The sequence below is a fragment of the Vibrio sp. 10N.222.55.C6 genome (assembly GCF_041473395.1).
In the GTDB taxonomy this organism is placed as follows: Bacteria; Pseudomonadota; Gammaproteobacteria; order Enterobacterales; family Vibrionaceae; genus Vibrio; species Vibrio crassostreae_C.
In genome coordinates this window covers 1-523 of sequence record NZ_JBFRSD010001002.1, presented here as the reverse complement: position 1 = coordinate 523, position 523 = coordinate 1, and the positions used below count along the sequence as shown (strand labels likewise).

At 38.2% G+C, this 523-nt stretch carries 1 protein-coding gene; it reads left to right on the top strand.

Features of this window, described 5'->3' with window-relative positions; all coding sequences use genetic code 11:
• A partial coding sequence (locus AB4486_RS27265) for a hypothetical protein (protein ID WP_372119911.1) occupies window positions 1–496 on the top strand: 496 nt, incomplete at its 5' end.
• Window positions 497–523: the final 27 nt, after the last annotated feature.

Genomic DNA, 523 nt, shown 5'->3' with positions numbered 1-523 from the left:
ATTAAAAAGAGTGATGGATCGTCTTGAAAAGGTTCAAGGTAAACAGTTTTCAAAAGGGATCTCTCTACCTGTTGGAAGCACGATTACTTTTCCGTTTTCATACAGAGCACCTCACCTCTTAAAATCAAAGAAAATGGATGTTTCATTTAAAGCAACTTATAAATTAAATGATGATGTTGTGCACACTCGTACAGCAACTTCAAGGGTTTCTATTTTTCCTTCTGCTTTTGCCGTACCTACAGGTGGAATGATCGGAGCTACGGTAGGGTATATTATAAAAAATACGCTTATATCAACTTCTGACGGAGCGCTAATTAATTGGGGTGTTTTAGGTGGAAGTATAGCGTTGGGGTTAGTGATCAGTCTGCTTGCGTCCAGAAAACCTGAGGCAACTAAAGCTATTACTGTAGAGGACCTTACAGGAGGGTTAATTATAGGTGTTTTAGCTGGGCTATATTCCGAGTCCATTTTAACCAAACTTCAGGCTTTACTGTAATAGGTTATAACAAATAAGGATTAAGGT